Source organism: Actinomadura sp. RB99, from assembly GCF_014706005.1.
GTDB lineage: Bacteria > Actinomycetota > Actinomycetes > Streptosporangiales > Streptosporangiaceae > Spirillospora.
Window position 1 is genome coordinate 1 of the sequence record NZ_JABMCA010000188.1, and the last position, 841, is coordinate 841.

At 71.9% G+C, this 841-nt stretch carries 1 protein-coding gene; it reads left to right on the top strand.

Annotation, left to right across the window (positions count from 1 at the left end; translation table 11 throughout):
- Positions 1-133: 133 nt before the first annotated feature.
- Positions 134-841 (top strand): leucine zipper domain-containing protein (locus amrb99_RS49490; RefSeq protein WP_190869039.1); only part of this gene is annotated, 708 nt, incomplete at its 3' end.

Here is an 841-nt window from a genome sequence, read left to right on the forward strand (position 1 = left end):
GTCGAGGACGACTAGCTGTTCTGTCTACGGAGGTTGTGGACGCGGGGACACGGTTGGATGATCTTGGAATGAGGGAGGGCCTCCGGGTTCGGTGTGGATTGCGACATCTACGCCGGTACCGCAGGAGGCCCTCATGCCCCACCGTAACGCCCCGCTGACCGAGACCGGTCGGCTTCGGCTGGCTCGCTGCGTGGTCGAGGACGGGTGGCCGCTGCGGCGAGCCGCCGAACGGTTCCAGGTCGCGGCCTCCACCGCGCACCGCTGGGCCCGCCGATACCGCCAGCTGGGCGAGGCGGGCATGGCCGACCGCTCCAGCCGCCCGCGCACCAGCCCGCGCCGCACCCCCACCCGCCTGGAGCGGCGGATCATCAAGGTGCGGGTGGCGCGCCGGTGGGGACCGGCTCGCATCGGTTACCTGCTGGGCGTCAATCCGTCCACGGTGCACCGCGTGCTGACCCGCTACCACCTGGCCCGCCTGAGGGACCTGGACCGCGCGACCGGCCGCACCGTCCGCCGTTCCGTCCGCCGTTCCGTCCGCCGCTACGAGCATCCCGCGCCCGGCGACCTGGTCCACGTCGACATCAAGAAACTCGGCAACATCCCCGACGGCGGCGGCCACAAGGTGCACGGCCGAGCGGTCGGCGGCCGCCACTCCTCGGCCCACCGCGACCCGGCCCGCCCCCGCAAGGTCTCCAACCACCCCAACCTGGGCTACGGCTACCTGCACAACGCCGTCGACGACCACTCCCGCCTGGCCTACACCGAAATCCTCCCCGACGAGACCAAGGAAACCGCCACCGCGTTCTGGCAGCGCGCGCAGGCGTTCTTCACCACCGCCGGG